General features: G+C 36.7%; 25 protein-coding genes. 19 read left to right on the top strand and 6 right to left on the bottom strand.

Annotated elements, in window-relative coordinates:
• The first annotated feature begins 471 nt into the window (after window positions 1-471).
• The 3 genes from HGD76_RS01495 to HGD76_RS01485 all read left to right on the top strand — a co-directional run bounded on the left by HGD76_RS01495 (window position 472) and on the right by HGD76_RS01485 (window position 3,672).
• Window positions 472-1,710: an aminoglycoside phosphotransferase family protein gene (locus HGD76_RS01495; protein WP_168694755.1), complete on the top strand. Its 1,239-nt coding sequence runs from the start codon at window positions 472-474 to the stop codon at window positions 1,708-1,710.
• Between the two features lie 61 nt (window positions 1,711-1,771).
• A complete protein-coding gene (locus HGD76_RS01490; RefSeq protein WP_168694754.1) occupies window positions 1,772-2,884 on the top strand; it encodes a T3SS effector HopA1 family protein in 1,113 nt (370 codons plus the stop codon).
• Between the two features lie 338 nt (window positions 2,885-3,222).
• Window positions 3,223-3,672 carry an acyl-CoA thioesterase gene (locus HGD76_RS01485; protein ID WP_168694753.1) on the top strand — a complete coding sequence of 150 codons (450 nt, stop codon included), beginning with the start codon at window positions 3,223-3,225 and terminating at the stop codon, window positions 3,670-3,672.
• Between the two features lie 2 nt (window positions 3,673-3,674).
• Here HGD76_RS01485 and HGD76_RS01480 read toward each other — a convergent pair whose 3' ends face one another.
• The 3 genes from HGD76_RS01480 to menA form a co-directional block, all read right to left on the bottom strand.
• Window positions 3,675-5,042 carry a 2-succinylbenzoate--CoA ligase gene (locus HGD76_RS01480; RefSeq protein WP_168694752.1) on the bottom strand — a complete coding sequence of 456 codons (1,368 nt, stop codon included), beginning with the start codon at window positions 5,040-5,042 and terminating at the stop codon, window positions 3,675-3,677.
• Window positions 5,027-5,992, bottom strand: coding sequence for an o-succinylbenzoate synthase (locus tag HGD76_RS01475; protein ID WP_168694751.1), 966 nt, complete (start codon window positions 5,990-5,992; stop codon window positions 5,027-5,029). Before HGD76_RS01475 ends, HGD76_RS01480 begins: the two co-directional genes overlap by 16 nt.
• A gap of 84 nt (window positions 5,993-6,076) precedes the next feature.
• A complete protein-coding gene (gene menA, locus HGD76_RS01470) occupies window positions 6,077-6,976 on the bottom strand; it encodes a 2-carboxy-1,4-naphthoquinone phytyltransferase (RefSeq protein ID WP_168694750.1) in 900 nt (299 codons plus the stop codon).
• Between the two features lie 324 nt (window positions 6,977-7,300).
• Here menA and HGD76_RS01465 point away from each other — a divergent pair, with 324 nt between their 5' ends.
• Window positions 7,301-8,716, top strand: a complete 1,416-nt coding sequence (locus HGD76_RS01465; protein ID WP_168694749.1) for an isochorismate synthase — start codon at window positions 7,301-7,303, stop codon at window positions 8,714-8,716.
• A 142-nt stretch (window positions 8,717-8,858) separates the two neighbouring features.
• Here the strand turns inward: HGD76_RS01465 and HGD76_RS01460 are convergent, their stop codons facing one another.
• Window positions 8,859-10,184, bottom strand: a complete 1,326-nt coding sequence (locus tag HGD76_RS01460; RefSeq protein ID WP_210967697.1) for a glutamate-5-semialdehyde dehydrogenase — start codon at window positions 10,182-10,184, stop codon at window positions 8,859-8,861.
• Window positions 10,185-10,284: 100 nt separating this feature from the next.
• Window positions 10,285-10,551, bottom strand: a complete 267-nt coding sequence (locus HGD76_RS01455) for a hypothetical protein (RefSeq protein ID WP_015080750.1) — start codon at window positions 10,549-10,551, stop codon at window positions 10,285-10,287.
• A 1,296-nt stretch (window positions 10,552-11,847) separates the two neighbouring features.
• On the opposite strand from HGD76_RS01455, the gene gvpA (HGD76_RS01450) reads away from it, so the two are divergent.
• The 13 genes from gvpA (HGD76_RS01450) (at window position 11,848) to HGD76_RS01390 (ending at window position 19,167) form a co-directional block, all read left to right on the top strand.
• Window positions 11,848-12,063 (top strand): gas vesicle structural protein GvpA, encoded by a 216-nt coding sequence (gene gvpA, locus HGD76_RS01450; protein ID WP_015080752.1) that lies wholly within the window; start codon window positions 11,848-11,850, stop codon window positions 12,061-12,063.
• Window positions 12,064-12,163: 100 nt separating this feature from the next.
• Window positions 12,164-12,379, top strand: a complete 216-nt coding sequence (gene gvpA, locus HGD76_RS01445; protein ID WP_015080752.1) for a gas vesicle structural protein GvpA — start codon at window positions 12,164-12,166, stop codon at window positions 12,377-12,379.
• Between the two features lie 101 nt (window positions 12,380-12,480).
• Window positions 12,481-12,696 (top strand): gas vesicle structural protein GvpA, encoded by a 216-nt coding sequence (gvpA, locus tag HGD76_RS01440; protein WP_015080752.1) that lies wholly within the window; start codon window positions 12,481-12,483, stop codon window positions 12,694-12,696.
• 101 nt (window positions 12,697-12,797) lie between these two features.
• The gene (gvpA, locus tag HGD76_RS01435; RefSeq protein ID WP_015080752.1) at window positions 12,798-13,013 is read left to right on the top strand and encodes a gas vesicle structural protein GvpA; all 216 of its coding nucleotides are present in this window, start codon (window positions 12,798-12,800) and stop codon (window positions 13,011-13,013) included.
• Window positions 13,014-13,118: 105 nt separating this feature from the next.
• Window positions 13,119-13,334 carry a gas vesicle structural protein GvpA gene (gvpA, locus tag HGD76_RS01430; RefSeq protein WP_015080752.1) on the top strand — a complete coding sequence of 72 codons (216 nt, stop codon included), beginning with the start codon at window positions 13,119-13,121 and terminating at the stop codon, window positions 13,332-13,334.
• A 105-nt stretch (window positions 13,335-13,439) separates the two neighbouring features.
• Window positions 13,440-13,655, top strand: a complete 216-nt coding sequence (gene gvpA / locus HGD76_RS01425; protein ID WP_015080752.1) for a gas vesicle structural protein GvpA — start codon at window positions 13,440-13,442, stop codon at window positions 13,653-13,655.
• A 105-nt stretch (window positions 13,656-13,760) separates the two neighbouring features.
• Window positions 13,761-13,976 (top strand): gas vesicle structural protein GvpA, encoded by a 216-nt coding sequence (gene gvpA / locus HGD76_RS01420; RefSeq protein WP_015080752.1) that lies wholly within the window; start codon window positions 13,761-13,763, stop codon window positions 13,974-13,976.
• A gap of 190 nt (window positions 13,977-14,166) precedes the next feature.
• A complete protein-coding gene (gene gvpC, locus HGD76_RS01415) occupies window positions 14,167-14,748 on the top strand; it encodes a gas vesicle protein GvpC (RefSeq protein ID WP_015080753.1) in 582 nt (193 codons plus the stop codon).
• Window positions 14,749-15,045: 297 nt separating this feature from the next.
• Entirely contained in the window at window positions 15,046-16,053 is a 1,008-nt protein-coding gene (gene gvpN / locus HGD76_RS01410) for a gas vesicle protein GvpN (RefSeq protein WP_168694748.1), read from the top strand.
• 634 nt (window positions 16,054-16,687) lie between these two features.
• Complete coding sequence (locus HGD76_RS25075; protein ID WP_233467003.1) at window positions 16,688-17,449, top strand: gas vesicle protein; 762 nt, start codon at window positions 16,688-16,690, stop codon at window positions 17,447-17,449.
• Between the two features lie 95 nt (window positions 17,450-17,544).
• The gene (locus tag HGD76_RS01400; RefSeq protein WP_015080756.1) at window positions 17,545-18,012 is read left to right on the top strand and encodes a gas vesicle protein K; all 468 of its coding nucleotides are present in this window, start codon (window positions 17,545-17,547) and stop codon (window positions 18,010-18,012) included.
• 46 nt (window positions 18,013-18,058) lie between these two features.
• The gene (gene gvpF / locus HGD76_RS01395) at window positions 18,059-18,796 is read left to right on the top strand and encodes a gas vesicle protein GvpF (protein WP_168634835.1); all 738 of its coding nucleotides are present in this window, start codon (window positions 18,059-18,061) and stop codon (window positions 18,794-18,796) included.
• Window positions 18,797-18,807: 11 nt separating this feature from the next.
• Window positions 18,808-19,167, top strand: coding sequence for a gas vesicle protein GvpG (locus tag HGD76_RS01390; RefSeq protein WP_039203147.1), 360 nt, complete (start codon window positions 18,808-18,810; stop codon window positions 19,165-19,167).
• Window positions 19,168-19,602: 435 nt separating this feature from the next.
• On the opposite strand, the gene HGD76_RS26075 is transcribed toward HGD76_RS01390, so the two are convergent.
• Window positions 19,603-19,824 (bottom strand): hypothetical protein, encoded by a 222-nt coding sequence (locus HGD76_RS26075; protein WP_325064825.1) that lies wholly within the window; start codon window positions 19,822-19,824, stop codon window positions 19,603-19,605.
• A gap of 245 nt (window positions 19,825-20,069) precedes the next feature.
• On the opposite strand from HGD76_RS26075, the gene HGD76_RS01380 reads away from it, so the two are divergent.
• Window positions 20,070-20,750 carry a GvpL/GvpF family gas vesicle protein gene (locus HGD76_RS01380; protein ID WP_168694747.1) on the top strand — a complete coding sequence of 227 codons (681 nt, stop codon included), beginning with the start codon at window positions 20,070-20,072 and terminating at the stop codon, window positions 20,748-20,750.
• A gap of 245 nt (window positions 20,751-20,995) precedes the next feature.
• Window positions 20,996-22,873 carry an ArsA family ATPase gene (locus HGD76_RS01375; protein WP_210967696.1) on the top strand — a complete coding sequence of 626 codons (1,878 nt, stop codon included), beginning with the start codon at window positions 20,996-20,998 and terminating at the stop codon, window positions 22,871-22,873.
• Window positions 22,874-23,048 lie beyond the last annotated feature (175 nt).

Genomic DNA, 23,048 nt, shown 5'->3' with positions numbered 1-23,048 from the left:
AGTAAATTATAACACCCGTGAAAAGTTACATAAAACTTATACCTACAGGAATACAAGTGTAGCCATTTATATATTAAAGTAGAGAGGATCGGGGATAAAAGTAAATCAATACTGATTATAATCAGGATAAATTACTAACATATATACAGAGAATATGGATCACTGACGATTGTAAGTAACCGTTGTTGTCGCTGGATATCTACTACCAATTAATTTGGAAACAGTAATGTTTTATTCAAGGTGCAAGGCTATACTACAGATATTGTCAAGATCTTATAGTTTCTTCCGTAGATTTGAAAGTAAAAAAATAGCTAATATTGCCATTTTGGCAGGTCTTTCTGACACAAATGGGATATTAGTAGATAGTAGCAATGTTTCGTAAATTTTTTACCATTAACTAAGAACTGCTACAGCCACCTCAATATTGACTGCGGTAATTCTTTAGCCATTAAAATCACTAGGAAATAATTCATGTTATCATCACTATCTTCTCAAAATGTTATCCAGTATCTGCTCAATGCAGGACTGTGTAGCGCGGAAGATGGCGCTGCATATAAATCTGTATTGCCAGAAAATACCAAGAAGAATCGAAATTTACTGGTCATACTAGCAGATAATCGCCAACTGCTAATTAAACAGGAACGGAACATTAATAATGATCAAAGTTCTCATGAACTTTTTAATGAGTCGCTATTTCACCAGTTATTACAGCAATTTCCAGTAATTGGTAATATTGGCGCGATATCATCATCATTGCTCCACTTTGATGCGGAAAATTCTATCCTGGTGCGGAGCTACTTAAGCGAATATGTGGAGTTAGGAAAATTTTATCAACACAGCAGTATTTTCCCCACAGAAATTGCCAGCGCGATTGGTACTACGTTAGCAGGATTACACCGAGCCACGTTTAATAAACGTGAGTATCGTGATTTTATGTCCACTGCGCCCGCAGGACAGTTTCGCTATAATTTTTACAATCCCGCCCAAGGCATACCATCAATAAATCCAGACACATTTGGGACAATTCCCACTGAAGCACTACAATTTCATCTGCTTTATCAGCGTTACGAAAGTTTAGAATCCGCTATTGCTGATTTAGCTTATGAGTGGAAACCATCTTGTTTAACTCACAACGATTTACATCTAAGTAATATTTTAGTTCATTCCCGATGGGAACAGCTAGATAATTGCCTGATAAAATTGATTGACTGGGAAGCTTGCAGTTGGGGAGATCCAGCTTTTGATTTAGGAACGCTATTAGCAAGTTATTTAAGAATTTGGCTGTCTAGTTTAATAGTAGATCCAACATTAGAGTTAGCAGAATCTTTAAGTTTAGCCATGATTCCTCTAGAAGAAATACAACCTGCGATTCTGGCTTTAATCCGGGCTTATCTTGATGCTTTCCCTATGATTTTAGAATATCATCAAGACTTCATTGTGCGGGTAATTAAGTTTGCAGGTTTAGCATTAATTCAACAGATTCAAAATAGAATTGAATGGCAAAGATCCTTTGATAATAGTAACTTATGTATGCTCGAAGTTGCTAAAAGCCTTTTGACTATGCCAGAGCAATCAGTATTGACAATTTTTGGGATCTCCGCAGCAGAAATTTTCCAATCTGTCCCCACATTGCAAAAACTTCCTCAACCCCAAAAGGAACAACAATTAGTCCGTCTTTATTACGAAAAAACTCGTCTGCGCGGTTGTTAGTCATGTTATTCCTGATAATTAGAAATATATTTTCCTGAAATTTGAGGTGCAAAACAAGTTAATGTTTGATGATTCTCCCAATCAAATTTTCCAGTCATTATGCGATATTGCCAGTAATATCCAGATTGAACCTAATTTTTGTATTTACCATCCCCATTATCAACCTTTTGCTTTACCCGCGAATATAGCAAATAGGTTTCAACAAAATCCACCTTCTTTAAAACAGAAGTATTTGAACATACTGCTGAGAAATTTTCTCTATGGAATTTATTATAATGGTTCACTGCAAACAGTCTTAGCTGCAAATAATAATAATTGCCAATCTCAGGTAAATTTCCTAGAAAATAATAGTTTAGGTGTAGATGAAAATTTCTATGAACAACTACATCATAGCAATTATGGTACAGGCCATTATGAACCCAATTGGCAGATTTTGCGAATTGAACCTGATGGTAGTATGGCTGTGAGTAAGGACGGATTAACCTTATATATTGAGCCAGAATGTCATCTACAACCCCGGAAAAAGTTGCCCAAAGTGGGGGAATTAATAGCAATATGGATGCCTAAAAATCGCTTGCAAAATGGCTGTTATGTGGCAGTTAGCAATATAGGAATAGAAAACCAAGATGCAGAAAATGCTGATTTAGGAGGAGGACAAATTTATTTTAATTTTACGTCAACAGGGGCAATTGCTATTATGGAGAGCCTAACCCAAGCCTTAAATAATGCGGCTATTGCCTTTAGTTTTCAGGTTCTTTATAATCCCGCAGCTTATGGGCGTTATGATGCCGGAGTGCTGCATTTTGAATGCCAAGATTACCCGACAATTCGGACTATTCTTCAAGATATTTATCAAGAACATCAAGCTTATTTTCAGCCAGAAATTCCCTTATTTACTAAATTTTTAGCACCGGGGTTAGGGTTAGCAGAAGAACCAAATCAAAAATTTGCTCCTCAAGAAAGTTTTGGGATGAATCGTTGTCAAATTGTGGCCAATGCGTTGTTAGAATCTTGGCAAAAGGGTAAAAACGCCCTGGAGGAACGGATAGAAGTTATTAATCAACACTTTGCCCAAAATTTAGTTGATATGCAGCATCCTTATCTTAATCCTAGTTCTGAGGATATTTATCAGCCTTTAAACTCAGTGGCGATACCTCAACTGCTGAAAGGATAATTTCCCAATTGCGCGGGAAACATCCAGGACACACAGACAGATGGTATATCGAAAAAGCAATTTTTGACTTGGAACGCGATAAAGGACGTTATTAACCAATGGAGTATTTAAGTTATCACAAATATAATCACAAAATCCTTCTAGCACGTAATTATTGTTGTGTTACGTTGCTGAAAAAACAATTGTGCAAAATCACACTGCATTAGTGATTATTGCATAAAAAACTTGCTGTTACAAAAGATATCGAATAACCATAGGTTAGTTTTTATTAATTATTAATAGTTAATATGAAATAAAATGATGTGTGATAGTAAATTTGAATTGAGGAAATTTTCAACATGGCTTTTACATATTACTACACTGTCCGATTTCAAGATACTGATGCGGCTGGAGTCGTTTATTTCGCCAATATTTTCAGAATTTGTCATGAAGCTTATGAGGTTTCATTAGCAGCTTCTGGTATTAATCTTAAATCATTTTTTACTAATCCATCTGTAGCTTTTCCTATTGTTCATGCTAATGTAGATTTTTTTCGTCCTATGTATTGTGGTGACAATTTAGTAATTAGTTTGTTACCGGAAAAAATAGGTTCGGATAAGTTTGAAATTACCTATGAAATGACAGGAGATGAAGTAATGGTTGCTAAGGCAATTACTAGGCACGTTTGTATTGATGCCAGTAGTAAAATTAAGCAGGAATTACCAAATTATATGAATCATTGGTTAGAAACGAACCACAGGGACGCAGAGGGCGCAGAGAGAAGAAGGTCGAGGGAGGAGGTTATGTAATTTCAGGATATAGAGGATATAGATCCCCGACTTCTTAAAGAAGTCGGGGATCTGATTAGAAAATCTGCGGCGATTTGTTGGAGTTGTTGACGGTTGATTTTACCTTGGGCGTTACGGGGTAAGTTTGGTAGGGAAATCCAATGTTTGGGAATTTTGAATTTACTCAATTGATTTTTTAGTTGGGTTTGAATTTCTAGGTAAGAAATATTTTGATCTTTGGGAATATAAATGGCTGTTAATGCTTGTCCCCAATGTTTATCAGTTATACCAATTACACAGACATCTATGACCATGTTTGTTTTTCTAATCGCTGATTCGATTTCTGTTGGGTAAACGTTTTCACCACCTGTAATGATTTTGTCACTGTTGCGGCCAATAATATGTAAGTAGCCGTAATTGTCTAAAAAACCAATATCATCAACTACAAAGTTATCTCTATTTTCCCACATTTGGGGATAATAACCTAATGCTAAAGATTGACTTTGAATATTTATATTTCCTGGTTGATTATCAATGATGATTTTAGCATGGGGAAGAATTTTTCCACTATTAAATTTACCTTGTAAAAATTCATCAGGTTTAAGAGTTGCTATTTGAGAGGCGGTTTCTGTCATGCCATAGGTAGGTGCTAATCTAATCTGATGATATCTTGCTTTTTCTAATAATTCATCCCAAGGTGGCGCACCTCCTAACAGAACTGTAGAAAATTTTGATAGCCATTGGGTTAATTCGGGATTTTGGAGAAGTTTTTGTAATTGGGTGGGAACTAAAGATATAAAAAAATCGGCTGGGTTAATATTTGGTAGTTGAGAAGTTTCTAATTTTTTAGATGAGGTAATTACTAATTTACCTCCTGTTGTGAAGGAACGCATAAATTGCATTAATCCACTCACATGATACAATGGTAATATACAAAATGAATTAACTACATTTATGGAAAAATATTCTGTAAATCCTTGCACAGAAGCCGTTAATGTTTCCCATGTATGAATAGCAAATTTAATCTTTCCTGATGAACCACCTGTAGGAATCATGATAGTATTAGTAATTGGTAATTCATAATTGATAATTGGTGATTTTGAAAAATTATGATCTATTCCTAAAACTATATCTGGTTGCACTAAATTAAAGACTTGTTCCCATTCAGATTGACTCCAATCTGGGTTACAGAGAAAAACCGGACATTTAGCCGCACAAGCTGCAATAAAACTGGCTAAAAATCTCACTGGTGATCTTTCTGCAATAATAATTTTTGGGGTTGATAACTGAGTTAATTTTAAATATAATTCTGTGGCTATTTGTGGTAATTCTTGGCTATGATCACAAATTAGCCAATCATAGTTTTGTAGATTCTCTAACAGGTTTTCCATAGACTTTCTAGCCAGTTTGATTCTTGTGGTTGAAAAAAGTGGTTAATTCCAAAACCAACAGCGCGGTTATTACTAGATAATTCTGCTGCTAATTGTAATGCAGCTTGTCTCCCAATTTCGGTTTCAAATACCGATGAAAATACAACATCAATTTGACGTTTTTTGCAAAACTCTTTTAACCGAAATGGTGAACCGAATATCCCCGGTTTAATCACGAAAATTCCCCGCCAACCTTTCTGAAAATATAATTCTAATTGGTGAAGATTGGCGATAGATTCATCTAAGGCTATTGTTGTAAAATATGAATTACTTAATTCTTGCATTTCTCTAAATTTATCTACAGCTAAAGGTTGTTCGATAAATTCAATTTTCGGTAAGAATTGATCACATTTTTGTAACCATAATTCAGCTTCTTGATAAGTAAGTCCCCCATTAGCATCTAAACGTAATTTTGCTGATATTGGTAAACTAGAAATTAATAAATCAAATATTTCTAATTCTTGATTTATATCATCAACAGCAATTTTCCATTTAAATGTTTTATATCCTTGTTCCCATAAATTACTCCATTGATTTAAAGCTGATTTACCCGCTGGTAATAAGCCGCTGTAGGTGAGATTAGGCGACTGTAAGTCACTGCTACACAGACGAAACCCACCTGGGTGGGTTGAAGATTCAAAAGCAAATTGACAAGCTGGTAATTTATCGGGAATAGCGAAAATTATCTCTTTGGTAATTGTTTGTGGAAGTTGATCACAAAAATCTAAAGCTTGTTTGATAGTTTCTGAACCAAACCAAGAAATGGGGGAAATTTCCCCCCAACTAACGTCATCTTTTTCATCAATCAAGCGGATAATAATGCTTTCGCGGATTTCCCAAACTCCATAATTAGTAATAATGGGATTTGTAAATTTCTGACTAAAGTAACGAAAGGAAAATTGATAAACCATGAAGGACTTCCAAATAAAAAACATTCAAACTCTCATTCCTCTGTGTCCTCTGTGCCTCTGTGGTTCGTTTATTCTTAATGTAACTTAACCAAATATAAATCCTAAACCCAAAAATAAGCAACTCACAAACTGAACTCTGATAGCGATGAATTTAGAATTGCTGACTTTATCTGGTTGGTTGTGATTTTCTAAAACATGACGACATAATTTCACCGCAAAAGGTAAACTCAGAAAACTAAGTAATGTCCAAATTGGGAAAATATTCAAAATCACAAATAACAAAATTAGAGGATAAATACTCGCAGTAAAACCCACTAAAACCTTTGCACCAGTGTGAGTTCCTAGACGCACAATAGGAGATTTCTTTCCTGCGGCTATGTCATCTACAACTTGATGAAAATGGGAGCAAAATAACACTAAACTGGTAACAAGTCCCAAAATTACCGAAGCTGCTAAATTGGTCATAGACCAGGTTTGAGTTTGACTATAATAAGCCGCACTCATACCCAAAGGACCAAAGGCAAAAAAGCAGAGAATTTCCCCTAAACCTTGGTATCCTAGACGGAAAGGGGGACCTTGGTACATATAGCCCAAACCGCAGCATAAGAGGATTATAGCCATAACTGTGGGGTCTTTTTGCAAAATAGCGATCGCTATTATTCCCAACAAACCCAAACCTAAACACAGGGTTCCTATCCAAAACATTAAGGTTTTGTTACCAGTTAAATTCACCAATGAATGATGTTTATTCTGATCAATTCCTGTTTCGGCATCAAAGACATCATTACTAATATTTTCCCAAGCTAAAATCAAAATTGCCGCAGCAATAAACAAGGAGAATATTATGGGACTAAAAATCTTTATTTCCCTAAATGCTACCGCAGAACCTACCCAAATTGGCATAATAGCAACACTGTACATTGGCGGTTTAATAGCCGCCATCCATAATTTAGCTTGAGGTGGTGAAATCTGAGTTGAAGTCATCAGTTGTGATTAATTAAATTACCAGAACTTTAGTTATCAGTTAAATTTTATAATTTTGCATGATACTTGACTAGCTATTTTAGATTTAGGATTGTTGATCACTTATCGGTACAATCAATAAATTACCAAAAAATGCTAGTTTTATGATTATAGGCGAATATCCTGGCATAAAACCCGCTATCTTGCCGCCAAAACAGGATAAACCCCATAATCAGGCTAAGTTTATGCTGGTTAATGGTGACTGAATTATGTTACCTATAAAAATACCACCATGATTTATTACATTTTAGGAAGATAACTTAATAAAAATTAACTTATACATCCATGACAATTTCACCATGTCGCAGCCACACCTTTGTAGACTACAAATACCTTAATCAATTACTATTAGAGATTCAGGAAAATTGCCGTCGCCATAATTATAGTAAAATTGTGAGTATTCCCCTAGAAATTGGCTTAGTTGATCCTTTGCTGGTTTTTGATCAATTTAATCAGAAAAATACCATAAACTTTTATTTTGAAAATAAAAGTAATGGTGAAGCAATAGCAGCAATTGATACTTTAGATAAAATAGAAATTTCTGGTAAAGATAGGTTTACAAAATCAGAAGAATTTATTAAAAATTGTCTGAAAAATATAATTCCTATTTCTCACAAAAATCAGACTTTTTCCCTACCTCGATTTTTTTGTACTTTCAGTTTTTTTGATCAGCATAAAAAAGTAGATTGTCCATTTCCTTCTGCTACGGTTTTCCTACCTTGTTGGCAAATAGCTTTAAAAAATAATTGCTGCACATTAGTAATGAATACAATTATCAATTCTAGGATTAATATTACCAAAATATTAGATAATTTACAACGCCATTTAGAAATTATTAGATCTTTGCATACCCATTCTCTAAATATTGATAAATTTCCCTTAAACTTATATAAAAAAATCACTAATAACGGTGAAAAATTTAAAACTTCTGTTTCCTCAGTTTTAGAAATAATTCATGCTAACCAGTTAAGAAAAATTGTTTTAGCTGATATCTTAGATGTCAGTGCTAATCATGATTTTAACTTATTACAATCTTTAAATAATCTCCGCCAAATACATCCTAATTGTAATGTATTTTCCACCAGTAATGGTCAAGGACAAAACTTTATTGGTGCTAGTCCAGAACGATTAATTAGTATTCACAAACGGCAGTTAATTACTGATGCTTTGGCAGGTTCTGCACCGAGGGGAAAAACACCCACAGAAGATGCTACAAATGCTAACAATTTAGTGAATAGTACCAAAGAAAAACACGAACATAAACTCGTTCTAGATTTTATTACTCAACATTTATCTCAACTGGGTTTATTCCCCCAAGTTTTAGCCCCCAGACTGCGACAATTATCTAATATCCAACATTTATGGACACCAATTAGTGCAGTAGTTCCCAATAATATTCACCCTTTACAAATCGTTGCTAAACTGCATCCTACTCCAGCAGTTGCCGGGGCAGCACGAGATATTGCTTGTGCAGAAATTCGCCGTTATGAAAGTTTTGAAAGGGGTTTATATGCAGCCCCTTTAGGTTGGGTAGACGGAGAAGGAAATTGTGAATTTATTGTGGGGATTCGTTCGGCTTTAATTGATGGTAATTATGCTAGACTGTATGCAGGTGCGGGTATTGTTGCTGGTTCAGATCCTCAAAAGGAATTTGCCGAAGTGCAACTTAAACTGCAAGCCTTATTAAAAGCCTTGGTTTAAAGACTTTCCCTCGTTTTACCTCGTTCCTAGACTCCGGCTAGGAATGCCAATTTTGAGGCTCTGCCTCCGTTCCCCTGTCACTAGCGGCAGAGCCGCAGTCAGCATTCCCAGTCAGAGACTGGGAACGAGATTAATAATATGATTACAAATCACGGTGACTAAATGATTTTGCGTTTGCACCTGTGTAGGTTTTCACAATATGTCCATTACCAGACATTTGATATTTATATGTAATCAAACCTTCTAAACCAACTGGTCCGCGCGGGGGCATTTGTTGGGTACTAATTCCCACTTCTGCACCAAATCCATAACGGAAACCATCAGCAAAACGGGTAGAACAATTATGATAAACTCCCGCTGCATTGACTAAGCCTTGAAATGTTTCTGCCGCTGTAATATCTTCAGTAATGATTGCTTCTGTGTGCCGAGAACCATAATTTTCAATGTGGGATATGGCTTCATTTAAAGAATCAACTATTTTAATGGCTAAAATCAAATCACTGTATTCTGTTTGCCAGTCTATTTCTGTCGCTGTGGCAATATCAGATAAAATTTGTATAGTCCGTTCATCACCTTTTAATTCTACATTTTGTGCTTGTAAAGCTGTGGCAACTTGGGGGAGAAATTCGGCAGCAATGCTACTATGAACTAGCAAAGTTTCAATGGCATTACAAGCAGCAGGATATTGAATTTTAGAATCTACAGTAATACTAATAGCTTTGGCAATATCAGCGGCTTGATCTACATAAAGATGACAAATGCCATCAGCATGACCTAATACGGGAATGCGGGTATTATCTTGGACAAATTTCACAAAAGCATTAGAACCTCTGGGAATAATTAAATCTACATATTTATCTAATTGCAAAAGTTCTAATATTTCTTCTCTCGTGGTTAACAATTGCACCACATCAGGATTAACTGCTGTGTGAGATAATCCTTGTTTAATGGCTTTAACTATGGCTGTACAAGAATGTATTGCTTCTTTACCACCTTTGAGAATGACACCATTACCGGATTTAATTGCTAAGGAAACTATTTGAATTGCGGCTTCGGGACGGGCTTCAAAAATGATGCCTAAAACGCCTAAAGGACAGGTAATGCGTTTGAGAATTAAACCAGTGTCAATTTCTCGATGAATTTGGACTTTACCAATAGGATCTTCTAGTTTACCAACATCTCGCACACCAGCGATCGCATCCCTTAATTTATGTTCATCTAACTGCAACCGTTTATAAAGGGGTTTAGCGATTCCTGCCGCTGTTGCTGCGTGACAATCAGCCAGGTTTGCTTGCAGAATATCATCCTTTGCCAATTCTAAAGCTTGAGCGATCGCTTCAATAGTTTGATTTTTGGCCTCAGAGGAGAGAACTGCCAGCTTACTAGCAGCTTGACGGGTTTGTTGAGCGATAGCTTCGCTGGTAGTAGGCATCGCAGATAGAGGAGAAATAATTTTGAAATTAGTCATAAGAATACCTGGTAAGTGGGAAACCTTTGAGGAAAAAATTAGCTGAAACAGCTAATTTTTGACCCTATTTTTTGAAATTCACTAAATCGAGTCTAGACACTTAACCTTCTTGAACTCGACGTTCAAATTCTTCGGAAGTTTTGCCAATTACATCTAAGGCTGAGGGATAGATATCATTATGCTCCTGTTTCAGCCAGCCTAAGAGATTGGCAATCTGAGCATTCCGTAAATCTAAATCAGTCTGAAAAATGATTGAAGTCGCCATCGCTTCAGCATATTGACGTGGATGACCTTGCTGCACAAAAACATCCACCAAAGCGGCTAAAGCTGTCTGTGGAATATTAACAGGAGTCCCTTCTGTAGACATAATTTCTGAAAAAAATAAAATTCACAGGCCATTTTAATTTAAACCACGTTCAAGATGAAACCTGTAGTTTATCGAATTACCCCACCCCGGTTTTGCTAAAGCAAAACCTACCCTCCCCTTACCAACTACCGTGTACACACAAATCATCAGATCCCCCTAAATCCCCCTTTCCAAGGGGGACTTCAAGAAAATTTCCCCCCTTTTTAAGGGGGGCTAGGGGGGATCAAAACCCTGTTAGGCAACTTGATCAGACTTCTGTGTACACCGTAGCCTTACCAAGGGAAGGGGTTTTAAACTGACAAAAACTTCACTTTAGGTTTCAAGATGGATGAGGTAAGTACCTGGATAGAATTAATTACTATTATTTATTTACCAATCCTTTGTCCATTAAGGATTTCAGTCCAAATATTTGTGTAATTAATTTTGTCTCATTACTTGTATCTACAGGAATTTGATTGGAGTAGCCATCACGAACTAGTTTACTTTTCGTTACATAAGATACTGCGTTTTTTCCTGCCCGTCTATTATTGAGTATTAATACTTATTTATGTAGCTTTTTTTTATTAGAACAATTTGTAAAAGTTCACGTAATTTAGGCTGTATATATAAAGATCCAGTTTGATCTTTAAAAGGAAAGGATACGTAGGGTGTGTTAGCGACATTCCAAAGCACCATTATCAAAGATTTTATGCATTCAAGATTCCATCTGATCACGCTAAAATACTTAGTTTTGTATGGCCACGTATGCTATGAAAAATACAATAGTAATCATATGGAAAATACAATAGTAGTCATAGAAAAAATACAATAGTAGTCATAGAAAAAATACAATAGTAGTCATATAGACAAAATATATAATGTGCTTTTTAGATATTTCAAGGTAATTTTTAATGGATAATTTTACCACCTAGGATTTGCTAATAGATCGTAGAGTGGCGTTAAATGCTATACATGAAACCCTTACACAGTAATAATTTTACGGATATTAAATAATAATAATAATAATAATCATATGCAATAAACAAGCGTTATTCTATAAATTCATTACTGTGTAACTTTCTTAGCGGTCTCTAAGTTTGAAAAATATTATGCTATCCAGATTTTGTACGTATTGATGATTTAGCATGATGTATATTTTCACTTAATTTCATTTTTCTCTCATTTTCTGTGACTCATAAACTTTACATTTCTTGACGGAATTTTACTTTACATCATAAAAATTAGATGATAGTTTGTTTAAGGGTTAAGCAATTACTTAACCGATAGTCATAAAACTAACAACAAGGAATTAAAAAAATGGCAGTTGAAAAAACCAATTCTTCCTCCAGCTTGGCAGAAGTTATTGATAGAATCCTCGACAAAGGTATCGTAATTGACGCTTGGGTTCGTGTTTCCTTAGTTGGTATCGAACTATTAGCAATTGAAGCTCGGATCGTTATCGCTTCCGTTGAAACCTACTTGAAGTACGCTGAAGCAGTTGGTTTAACCCAATCAGCAGCAGTACCTGCTTAATTAAGCAAGTTACCAAGTAGGAGAATAACCATGACTCATATTTATAGTTATTCTCCTCATTTCCCAAATTTCCGACAACAAATAACAAGGAATTAAAAAAATGGCAGTTGAAAAAACCAATTCTTCCTCCAGCTTGGCAGAAGTTATTGATAGAATCCTCGACAAAGGTATCGTAATTGACGCTTGGGTTCGTGTTTCCTTAGTTGGTATCGAATTACTAGCAATTGAAGCTCGGATCGTTATCGCTTCCGTTGAAACCTACTTGAAGTATGCTGAAGCAGTTGGTTTAACCCAATCAGCAGCAGTACCTGCTTAATCTAAGCAAGTTACCAAGTAGGAGAATAACCATGACTCATATTTATAGTTATTCTCCTCATTTCCCAAGTTTCCGACAACAAATAACAAGGAATTAAAAAAATGGCAGTTGAAAAAACCAATTCTTCCTCCAGCTTGGCAGAAGTTATTGATAGAATCCTCGACAAAGGTATCGTAATTGACGCTTGGGTTCGTGTTTCCTTAGTTGGTATCGAACTACTAGCAATTGAAGCTCGGATCGTTATCGCTTCCGTTGAAACCTACTTGAAGTATGCTGAAGCAGTTGGTTTAACCCAATCAGCAGCAGTACCTGCTTAATCTAAGCAAGTTACCAAGTAGGAGAATAACCATGACTCATATTTATAGTTATTCTCCTCATTTCCCAAGTTTCCGACAACAAATCACAAGGAATTAAAAAAATGGCAGTTGAAAAGACCAATTCTTCCTCCAGCTTGGCAGAAGTTATTGATAGAATCCTCGACAAAGGTATCGTAATTGACGCTTGGGTTCGTGTTTCCTTAGTTGGTATCGAATTACTAGCAATTGAAGCTCGGATCGTTATCGCTTCCGTTGAAACCTACTTGAAGTATGCTGAAGCAGTTGGTTTGACCCAATCAGCAGCAGTACCTGCTTAATTTAATTAAGCAAGTTACCAAGTAGGAGAATAACCATGACTCATATTTATAGTTATTCTCCTCATTTCCCAAGTTTCCGACAACAAATCACAAGGAATTAAAAAAATGGCAGTTGAAAAGACCAATTCTTCCTCCAGCTTGGCAGAAGTTATTGATAGAATCCTCGACAAAGGTATCGTAATTGACGCTTGGGTTCGTGTTTCCTTAGTTGGTATCGAATTACTAGCAATTGAAGCTCGGATCGTTATCGCTTCCGTTGAAACCTACTTGAAGTATGCTGAAGCAGTTGGTTTGACCCAATCAGCAGCAGTACCTGCTTAATTTAATTAAGCAAGTTACCAAGTAGGAGAATAACCATGACTCATATTTATAGTTATTCTCCTCATTTCCCAAGTTTCCGACAACAAATAACAAGGAATTAAAAAAATGGCAGTTGAAAAAACCAATTCTTCCTCCAGCTTGGCAGAAGTTATTGATAGAATCCTCGACAAAGGTATCGTAATTGACGCTTGGGTTCGTGTTTCCTTAGTTGGTATCGAACTACTAGCAATTGAAGCTCGGATCGTTATCGCTTCCGTTGAAACCTACTTGAAGTATGCTGAAGCAGTTGGTTTGACCCAATCAGCAGCAGTACCTGCTTAATTTAATTAAGCAAGTTACCAAGTAGGAGAATAACCATGACTCATATTTATAGTTATTCTCCTCATTTCCCAAGTTTCCGACAACAAATAACAAGGAATTAAAAAAATGGCAGTTGAAAAAACCAATTCTTCCTCCAGCTTGGCAGAAGTTATTGATAGAATCCTCGACAAAGGTATCGTAATTGACGCTTGGGTTCGTGTTTCCTTAGTTGGTATCGAACTACTAGCAATTGAAGCTCGGATCGTTATCGCTTCCGTTGAAACCTACTTGAAGTATGCTGAAGCAGTTGGTTTGACCCAATCAGCAGCAGTACCTGCTTAATTTAATTAAGCTCCATAATATCAGGATTAATTAATCCTGATATTGGTTCTGCTTTTTTTAATTATCTAGATATTTGGAAATCAACGCTTCTCAAAGGATATTACAAAAAAGTACGAATCCTTATAATGTAGTACCTGGAGAAGCAATTTCTGTTAGGTCTGGGCTAATTTACTATTTTTTGGAGAACTTCATGATTTCTTTAATGGCAAAAATCCGGCAAGAACATCAGTCAATAGCAGAGAAAGTGGCTGAACTATCTCTTGAGACCAGAGAATTCTTGTCCGTCACGACAGCGAAAAGACAAGAGCAAGCTGAAAAACAAGCTCAAGAACTGCAAGCATTCTACAAGGATCTTCAGGAAACAAGTCAGCAGTTTTTATCAGAAACAGCCCAAGCCAGAATTGCTCAAGCTGAAAAACAAGCTCAAGAACTGTTAGCATTCCACAAAGAACTTCAAGAAACAAGTCAGCAGTTTTTATCAGCAACAGCCCAAGCCAGAATTGCTCAAGCTGAAAAACAAGCGCAAGAACTGTTAGCATTTTATCAAGAAGTTCGGGAAACAAGTCAGCAGTTTTTATCAGCAACAGCCCAAGCAAGAATTGCTCAAGCTGAAAAACAAGCTCAAGAACTGTTAGCATTCCACAAAGAACTTCAAGAAACAAGTCAGCAGTTTTTATCAGCAACAGCCGACGCAAGAACTGCTCAAGCTAAGGAACAGAAGGAATCTCTCCTGAAATTCCGTCAGGATTTGTTTGTGAGTATCTTTGGTTAATAAATACTCTCATTACCTGTAGTCCATTTGTTGGACAATGGGGCTACATAATAAAACCCCCTGATATTCCAGTTGCAAGACTGGTAAGACAAGGGGGCGATTAATAAAATTCAACAACAATGACTCTTGGCGTGAAGCTTCGGTTGTCTATATTTATACTCCGTATTCGTTAACATAGAAAATCTGTCTAGCATTAACGTTGATACTCTTATTAAACTAGGCTTCGTGCTTCATATACAAACCCAAGTTTGGCAATAATATCCGCACAAACATAAACTTTTTTACCATCTTTAAATTATGACTACTACCAAGGTTAATCATAAAAGAGCCGTTCTTCGTCTTCGTCCAGGGCAGTTTGTCGTCACACCTGCTATCGAGCGAGTCGCAATTCGGGCGCTACGTTATCTCAAATCGGGGTTTCCTGTTCACTTACGCGGACCAGCCGGCACAGGGAAAACAACCCTAGCCATGCACTTGGCTAACTGTCTGGACAGACCAGTCATGTTACTGTTTGGAGATGACCAATTTAAGAGTTCGGACTTGATTGGTAGTGAATCTGGTTACACTCACAAAAAGGTACTAGACAACTATATCCATAGTGTTGTTAAACTCGAGGACGAATTTAAGCAAAATTGGGTTGATTCCCGATTAACCTTAGCTTGTCGTGAAGGTTTCACCTTAGTTTATGATGAATTTAACCGTTCACGACCTGAAGTTAATAACGTCCTGCTGTCAGCATTAGAAGAAAAAATTCTCAGTCTTCCTCCTAGCAGCAATCAGCCAGAATACTTGAGTGTTAATCCTCAATTTCGGGTGATTTTTACATCGAATCCAGAAGAGTATGCGGGAGTTCACTCAACCCAAGATGCTTTGATGGATAGATTGGTAACTATTAGTATGCCAGAACCAGATGAAATCACTCAAACAGAGATATTAATTCAGAAAACAAATATAGATCGAGAATCTGCTAACTTCATCGTGCGGTTAGTTAAGTCATTTCGTCTAGCTACCGGCGCGGAGAAAACTTCCGGCTTACGGTCTTGTTTAATGATTGCTAAGGTCTGTGCTGATAATAATATTCCGGTGACAACAGAAAGTTTAGATTCTCCAGATATTGCTATAGATATTCTGTTCAACCGCTCTCATTTATCTATGAGCGAATCCACAAACATTTTCTTGGAGTTACTAGACAAATTCTCAGCCGAAGAACTGGAAATATTAAATAATAGAGTCACAGGAGACAATGATTTTCTGATTGACAATTCCCAATTTGTATCCCAACAATTAGCTGGTCAACCAAATTAGCTTAGAAAGTGGAAGCCTCTCACCTACCCGACCGGGAGGTGATGCGATCAATGCGGGCGGAGTCACTACTTGAGCAACTAGCGAAGTTGAGCATCGCTTAATTAGCAATCTTAGTCGCTGCGGAATGAACACTTTCTTGGTCAGTTTTTCTGCCGAATATTTGATATAATATTAAGCAGATAGGTGTAACTCAATAAATGTTGAGAAGCAACCTATCGAAAAAGTTAAAGACTCAACTCTGCTCGGCTTTAAACCTGGGCAAAGCCTAAGGGTTAAAAATTATTTCCAAAAGTCCAAGACTATTGGTCTGTCACATTTACTTTGACGGGTTTTTGGTAGTGCGGGCATCTTGCCCGCGTGAGCGTTTCGCTCACACTACAGCCCATCATTGTTATCTTGACAAACTACTATTGGTCTGTCAAATTTCTATTTGTTGATGAGGTTTATAGTTTATAGGCTCTCTATTTTCCCTCAAAATCACAATTTTTAGCCTGACAGACCACTAGCGCAAATGCAAAAAAAAGTTAATTTTTGCCAACTAATAATCAATGCTTTATTTTCTTTAGAGCAGGAATTTTTAGTCTGTAAAATCAGATAGATATGAGTCCTATACCATTCAGGAGTTGAATTATTTGTGACTTCTACCCCAATGCTGCCAACACGTCCTCAGACTAACTCAAGTCGAACTATTAACACATCTACCCAAGGTTCGACTTTAGCGGACATTCTCGAAAGGGTTTTAGATAAGGGCATTGTGATTGCTGGCGATATTTCTATATCTATCGCATCCACCGAACTTGTACATATTCGGATTCGCTTGTTAATTTCCTCTGTGGATAAAGCCAAGGAAATGGGCATCAATTGGTGGGAAAGCGATCCTTATCTCAGCACTAAGGCTCAACGTTTGGTTGAAGAAAATCAACAACTTCAGCATCGTCTAGAGAGTCTAGAGGCAAAGCTAAATTCACTAACATCTTCTAGTGTGAAAGAGGAAATCCCCTTAGCAGCAGATGTTAAAGATGATTTGTATCAAACCAGTGCAAAAATTCCATCACCTGTAGATACACCAATTGAAGTTCTAGATTTTCAGGCTCAATCCAGTGGGGGAACTCCACCATATGTAAATACATCAATGGAAATTCTCGATTTCCAGGCTCAAACCAGTGCAGAAAGTTCATCACCTGTAGGTTCAACCGTGGAAATTCTCGATTTCCAGGCTCAAACCAGTGAAGAAAGTTCATCACCTGTGGTTTCAACCGTGGAAATTCTCGATTTTCAGGCTCAAACCAGTGAAGAAAGTTCATCACCTGTAGGTTCAACCGTGGAAATTCTCGATTTTCAGGCTCAAACCAGTGAAGAAATTCCATCATCCGTAGATCCAGCGATTGATGTCTAACCTAAACTATCTAGGCTTGAAGTATCTGAAACTCCTGAAACTTTAATAATCAAATTGCATCAAAGACATTTAAAACTTTAGGTTGCATCATAAAAATGGTTTGCACTCCCGCTGAAAACTTCAACAATTCACTGACCATTGCTTCTAAACCCAAGAATGAAGCGGGTTTAGCTCCTTTACTTTTGACTGTATTGGAATTGGTGCGTCAGTTGATGGAAGCTCAAGTAATTCGGCGCATGGAAGAGGATTTACTGAGTGAACCTGACTTAGAACGGGCAGCAGACAGTCTGCAAAAGTTAGAAGAACAAATCTTACATTTGTGTGAGATGTTTGAGGTTGACCCGGCAGATTTGAATATAAATTTGGGGGAGATTGGGACTCTTTTACCGTCTTCCGGTTCTTATTATCCAGGTCAACCCAGTAGTCGTCCTTCTGTATTAGAGCTATTAGATCGACTTTTAAATACTGGAATTGTTGTAGATGGTGAGATAGATTTAGGTATCGCTCAAATCGATCTTATTCACGCTAAATTACGTTTAGTTTTGACATCAAAACCAATTTAATCCCAATTTATCAATCATAAATTTAGGTTTAATTTATTCACAGCTTATGAGTATTCCTCTTTATTTGTACGGCATTTTTCCAAATACAATTCCTGAAACTCTTGAGCTTGAAGGATTGGATAAGCAACCTGTTCATAGTCAAGTAGTTGATGAGTTTTGTTTCTTATATTCAGAGGCTCGTCAAGAAAAATATTTGGCTTCTCGCCGTAATTTGTTAACTCATGAAAAAGTTTTAGAACAAACAATGCATGCGGGTTTTCGTGTTCTTCTCCCCCTGCGGTTTGGATTAGTGGTTAAAGATTGGGAAACCATCATGAGTCAATTGATTAATCCCCATAAAGATCAATTGAATCAATTGTTTCAAAAATTGGCAGGCAAAAGAGAGGTAAGCATTAAAATTTTCTGGGATGCTAAAGCGGAATTACAAACCATGATGGAGTCTCATCAGGATTTGAAGCAGCAGCGCGACAACATGGAAGGCAAAAAGTTGAGTATGGAGGAAGTCATCCAAATTGGACAATTAATTGAAATTAATCTCCTAGCCCGCAAACAAGCTGTAATTGAAGTTTTCTCTCAGGAGCTAAATCCTTTCGCTCAGGAGATTGTAGTCAGTGACCCTATGACGGAAGAAATGATTTACAATGCAGCCTTTTTGATTCCTTGGGAAAGTGAATCTGAATTTAGCGAACGTGTTGAAGTGATTGATCAGAAATTTGGCGATCGCTTACGTATTCGCTACAACAATTTTACTGCTCCCTACACATTTGCCCAGCTTGATTCATAGGAGTTATTACGATGCTGACGAAACTGTTACTACTGCCCATCATGGGTCCTCTGAATGGAGTTGTCTGGATTGCAGAGCAAATCCAAGAGCGGACTAACACTGAATTTGATGCCCAAGAAAATTTGCATAAACAATTATTAAGCTTGCAACTTTCCTTTGATATTGGCGAAATTGGTGAGGAAGAATTCGAGATTCAAGAAGAAGAGATTCTTTTAAAAATTCAAGCCTTAGAAGAGGAAGCACGCTTGGAACTAGAAGCTGAACAAGAGGAAGCACGCTTAGAATTAGAAGCTGAACAGGAAGACTTTGAATATCCACCTCAATTCACAGCAGAAGTTAATAAAGATCAACATCTCGTCTTGTTACCTTAGTATTGATGGGCGCAAGTAAGCCACCTCTTTTTATATTCAAAACCCTTAGAAAACGGTAATTGGGAATTATCCTCTAGGAATCCTATTTGATTGTTGAAAAATTGAGAAAGTCCAAGCCTTTCCTGATCGGTGTTACAATCTAAGTATATTGAGTAAAATTCAAATAGGATGGTTATATAACTAGTACAGAATAGCGTTAGTCAACCAACGGCTCGACTGAGATTTAGATGTGAGAGCAGTCGAACGTCCATTAAAAATACCTAAAAAGCCTGTCTCGGCTACTTTTTAGCGATTAAGAATGGTTGGTTTATTTACGCCGTGCTGTACTGGTACAATGTTTAGATGAAGTTTAAGTTGATCATAAAAAACCCGCTTTCGCGGGTCAAATGTGGAAAATGTGTTCATATTTTGCCAAATTTATCAAGATTTGAGATCTTAATATTCAACCTCAAAAGTTTGGTAATTATTCGACTCAACAAAAATATTTGAACGCACTATATTTTGAGCAGTATTTGAGTGAGGTTGACGCAATTTATGAATCGTTTTTTCTGTCGCTTCTATCTGTTGATTGAGGATATCTAAGCGTTGTTGAAGTAAACCCATCCGTTCTTTAATAGAATACATATCTCGCTGAATACGTTGTTTCTCGGTCACCATTTTATAAAGATCCAATTGACTTGATGCATCAGACTTAGGCCGAGGCATTGTGCTAATTTTAGCTCTGCTAATACTGCGATTACTAATTGTTTTCATGAAAAATACCTGAATATTTTTTATCATTATAACCAAGTTTTTGTAATTGTAAATCCCCAAATTATCTGGAAAAAAATTTATCCCTTATTTTAATGAATATGAACTTTAGGTACTTCCTAACAGCAAATATTTTTATCTAGGTGAAATATATGGAATTAGAAAATCTCTACACTTATGCTTTTTTGGAAATACCTAGCTCTCCCTTGATTTTGCCACAGGGTGCTGCTAATCAAGTAGTGCTAATTAATGGTACTGAACTTGCGGCTATTGTCGAACCGGGGATATTTTTAGAATCATTCCAAAATAATGATGAAAAAATTATCCAAATGGCTTTATCCCATGATCGAGTAATTTGTGAACTTTTTCAACAGATTACAGTTTTACCCTTGCGGTTTGGAACTTATTTTACTTCTACAAATAATCTGCTAAACCATTTAAAATCCCATGAAAAAGAATATCAAAATAAGCTAGAAAAGATCAATGGTAAAAACGAATTTACTTTAAAATTGATCCCACGAATGATAGAAGAAATAGTACCATCTGAAGGGGGAGGTAAGGATTATTTCTTAGCTAAAAAGCAACGCTATCAAAACCAAAATAACTTTAGTATTGCTCAAGCAGCAGAAAAACAAAATCTTATTGATTTAATCACCAAAGTTAATCAATTACCCGTTGTTGTTCAAGAACAAGAGGAACAAATACAGATTTACCTCTTAGTTAGTTGTCAAGATAAGACCTTACTTTTAGAACAGTTTTTAACCTGGCAGAAAGCTTGTCCAAGGTGGGATCTACTTTTAGGAGATTGTCTTCCTCCTTACCACTTTATTTAATGATTATTTATTAAGTAAGTCGGCGCAAAGAAACCAAACTATGTAAAGATAAGTAAATACGGAAAATAAATCTACTGAGGTGATTAAAATATGGGCGCTCGTTTAAGGGTATTTTTAACTCGTGAGCAAGATAAGTACAAAACGTATTAAATTCAACAAACATACTCCTTCTTAACTTTTCCTTACATAGTTATAAACTTTTCCGCCGACCTACTTAGTCTTTTCGTTAATTTTTTAACTTTATTATGAACCAGTACGACTCACTTAATTTGGTCATGTTTAGCGGCAAAGGTGGAGTTGGCAAAACTACCACTTCTTGCAGTTTTGCTCGTTATTGGGCAAAACAGTTCCCAGAAGAAACAATTTTGTTACTTTCTACAGATCCGGCACATTCTTTAGGAGATGTATTACTGACAGAAGTGAAAGATTATGCTTCACCATTAACAGATTTGCCTAATTTGAGTGTTCAGGCTTTAGATGCTGAAAAACTGCTATTAGAATTTAAGGCCAAATATAGCGAATTTTTAGAACTACTGGTTGAGCGGGGAAGTCTAGCAGACGGACAAGATTTAGCCCCAGTTTGGGATTTGAACTGGCCTGGTTTAAATGAATTAATGGGGTTACTAGAAATCCAACGTCTACTGTCTGAAAAAAAAGTAGATCGCATAGTAGTTGATATGGCTCCTTCTGGTCATACCTTAAACCTATTGCGATTGAAAGATTTCTTAGATGTGATTTTAAATTCATTAGAGTTATTCCAGAAAAAGCATCAGGTGATCACAGAAACTTTGACCAGAAAAAACTATACTCTTGATGAAGTTGATGACTTTTTGGCTGATCTAAAATTTCAATTAGCAGAAGGGAGACGACTGCTACAGGATAATCAATTTACAGGTTGTATAGTTGTCGCCATTTCTGAACCTATGTGTTTTGCCGAAACCGAGCGATTCATAGAAAGTTTAAAAAACTTAGATGTTCCCTATGCGGGAATAATAATCAATCGAATTTTGGCAAATTCAGATACAGAGCTAGACCGCTATGCAGAACAGCAAAACTTCATCAATAAATTCCTCAAAATTTCCCCAAATAAACCCGTTTTCATAGTACCACAACAGCAATTCCCACCTTTAGGTGGGTTAGCATTAGATAATCTAGCAGGACAAATTCAAAATATTGATCAAGTGGAACTCGCTTCTCCACCACCAATTCAATGGCCGACTAAAATTTTACCAAGCTTTACTGATTTTGTAGCGGAAGGCTGTCAATTGATTGTTGTCGGTGGCAAAGGAGGAGTTGGTAAAACCACAGTGTCAGCAGCCATGGCCTGGGCTTTTGCTAATCGTTATCCTGATAAAAACATTCGCGTAATTTCCATAGATCCTGCTCATTCCTTGGGAGATGCTTTTGGTGAAAAATTAGGACATGAACCAAAATTATTAGCTCCCAATTTAAGTGGACAAGAAATCAATGCTGAGAAAATATTAGATCAATTTCGTGCCGATTATCTTTGGGAATTGGCGGATATGATTAGTGGTGAAGGAACAGAAGCAGACGCAACAATAAATATTGCCTATCTTCCAGAGGCTTGGCGGCAGATTATGTCTCAAGCTTTACCAGGTATTGATGAGATGCTATCCCTAATCACCATCATGGATTTATTAGACAGCAACCAGCAAGATTTGATTATTCTAGATACAGCACCCACAGGTCATCTTCTGCAATTTTTGGAAATGCCAACTGCATTAGGAGATTGGTTATCTTGGATATTTAAGTTATGGATGAAATATCAGAATGTCTTGGGTCGAGTTGATTTCATTGGGCGGTTGCGAAATCTGCGCCAACAAGTGGTTAAAGCTCAGAAGAAATTAAAAAACCCAAAGCATACCCAATTTGTGGGTGTAATTCAGGGAGAAGCGGCAATTATAGCTGAACATATTCGCTTAACAGAATCTCTAAAAACCATAGGAATTCAACAGCGTTATGTGGTACAAAATCGCTACACTCAAGATGTAGAGATTGAGAGCAGCTTATTTTCACAGCAAACAATTATTCGCTTACCTAAGTTACCCAGATCTGTCGAACCCATTGCCAGAATTCAAGGTGCCGCCAATCTTTTATTTTAAGTGGATAATGTAGCCAAGAACAATACCTTGTCCAAATCGAAAAAAGTCTTGATTTGTAGGTTGGGTTGAGGTACGTTCACGAAGTGTGGCGTATCCCTGCGCTCGCCGGAGGCATCAGCCATAAACCAACATGAGCGTCGGGTTGCGCTGTCGCTTAACCCGACCTACAAAAAAT

It is taken from the genome of Dolichospermum flos-aquae CCAP 1403/13F (assembly GCF_012516395.1).
GTDB classification, from domain to species: Bacteria; Cyanobacteriota; Cyanobacteriia; order Cyanobacteriales; family Nostocaceae; genus Dolichospermum; species Dolichospermum lemmermannii.
Note: the sequence above shows the minus strand (reverse complement) of the source record. Positions and strands in the feature narration are given on the sequence as shown.

Coding starts and splice junctions, on each gene's coding strand:
- HGD76_RS01495 (WP_168694755.1), top strand. CDS start 472: ATGTTATCATCACTATCTTCTCAAAATGTTATCCAGTATCTGCTCAAT.
- HGD76_RS01490 (WP_168694754.1), top strand. CDS start 1,772: ATGTTTGATGATTCTCCCAATCAAATTTTCCAGTCATTATGCGATATT.
- HGD76_RS01485 (WP_168694753.1), top strand. CDS start 3,223: ATGGCTTTTACATATTACTACACTGTCCGATTTCAAGATACTGATGCG.
- HGD76_RS01480 (WP_168694752.1), bottom strand. CDS start 5,042: ATGGAAAACCTGTTAGAGAATCTACAAAACTATGATTGGCTAATTTGT.
- HGD76_RS01475 (WP_168694751.1), bottom strand. CDS start 5,992: ATGGTTTATCAATTTTCCTTTCGTTACTTTAGTCAGAAATTTACAAAT.
- menA (WP_168694750.1), bottom strand. CDS start 6,976: ATGACTTCAACTCAGATTTCACCACCTCAAGCTAAATTATGGATGGCG.
- HGD76_RS01465 (WP_168694749.1), top strand. CDS start 7,301: ATGACAATTTCACCATGTCGCAGCCACACCTTTGTAGACTACAAATAC.
- HGD76_RS01460 (WP_210967697.1), bottom strand. CDS start 10,184: ATGACTAATTTCAAAATTATTTCTCCTCTATCTGCGATGCCTACTACC.
- HGD76_RS01455 (WP_015080750.1), bottom strand. CDS start 10,551: ATGTCTACAGAAGGGACTCCTGTTAATATTCCACAGACAGCTTTAGCC.
- gvpA (WP_015080752.1), top strand. CDS start 11,848: ATGGCAGTTGAAAAAACCAATTCTTCCTCCAGCTTGGCAGAAGTTATT.
- gvpA (WP_015080752.1), top strand. CDS start 12,164: ATGGCAGTTGAAAAAACCAATTCTTCCTCCAGCTTGGCAGAAGTTATT.
- gvpA (WP_015080752.1), top strand. CDS start 12,481: ATGGCAGTTGAAAAAACCAATTCTTCCTCCAGCTTGGCAGAAGTTATT.
- gvpA (WP_015080752.1), top strand. CDS start 12,798: ATGGCAGTTGAAAAGACCAATTCTTCCTCCAGCTTGGCAGAAGTTATT.
- gvpA (WP_015080752.1), top strand. CDS start 13,119: ATGGCAGTTGAAAAGACCAATTCTTCCTCCAGCTTGGCAGAAGTTATT.
- gvpA (WP_015080752.1), top strand. CDS start 13,440: ATGGCAGTTGAAAAAACCAATTCTTCCTCCAGCTTGGCAGAAGTTATT.
- gvpA (WP_015080752.1), top strand. CDS start 13,761: ATGGCAGTTGAAAAAACCAATTCTTCCTCCAGCTTGGCAGAAGTTATT.
- gvpC (WP_015080753.1), top strand. CDS start 14,167: ATGATTTCTTTAATGGCAAAAATCCGGCAAGAACATCAGTCAATAGCA.
- gvpN (WP_168694748.1), top strand. CDS start 15,046: ATGACTACTACCAAGGTTAATCATAAAAGAGCCGTTCTTCGTCTTCGT.
- HGD76_RS01400 (WP_015080756.1), top strand. CDS start 17,545: ATGGTTTGCACTCCCGCTGAAAACTTCAACAATTCACTGACCATTGCT.
- gvpF (WP_168634835.1), top strand. CDS start 18,059: ATGAGTATTCCTCTTTATTTGTACGGCATTTTTCCAAATACAATTCCT.
- HGD76_RS01390 (WP_039203147.1), top strand. CDS start 18,808: ATGCTGACGAAACTGTTACTACTGCCCATCATGGGTCCTCTGAATGGA.
- HGD76_RS26075 (WP_325064825.1), bottom strand. CDS start 19,824: ATGGTGACCGAGAAACAACGTATTCAGCGAGATATGTATTCTATTAAA.
- HGD76_RS01380 (WP_168694747.1), top strand. CDS start 20,070: ATGGAATTAGAAAATCTCTACACTTATGCTTTTTTGGAAATACCTAGC.
- HGD76_RS01375 (WP_210967696.1), top strand. CDS start 20,996: ATGAACCAGTACGACTCACTTAATTTGGTCATGTTTAGCGGCAAAGGT.